We start from the raw sequence: 321 nt of genomic DNA on the forward strand, positions 1-321 counted from the left end.
TCACCGTGTGGACGACCGGCTTCGCCGTCCACCCGATCGCGGCGGCCACCACCCTGGACGTCGCCCCCGACACGGGGCAGATCGTGGTCGACGGGACGATGCGCTCGGTGTCGCATCCCGACGTGTACGCCATCGGCGACGCGGCCCTGGTGACCGGCCCCGGCGACAAGCCGCTGCGCATGTCGTGCGCCTCGGGCGTCCCCACCGCCTGGCAGGCGGCCGACGCCATCGCGGCCCGCCTCACCGGCAGCAAGCTCCCGACGATCTCGGCCCGCTACTTCAACCAGTGCATCTCGCTGGGCCGCAAGGAGGGCCTGATCC

At 72.9% G+C, this 321-nt stretch carries 1 protein-coding gene; it reads left to right on the forward strand.

Features of this window, described 5'->3' with window-relative positions; genetic code table 11:
- On the forward strand, positions 1-321 hold a 321-nt coding region (locus tag ACLZOT_RS51210), incomplete at both ends, for an FAD-dependent oxidoreductase (protein ID WP_416976145.1).

This window comes from Streptomyces sp. 4F14 (assembly GCF_048159485.1).
Classification (GTDB): domain Bacteria; phylum Actinomycetota; class Actinomycetes; order Streptomycetales; family Streptomycetaceae; genus Streptomyces.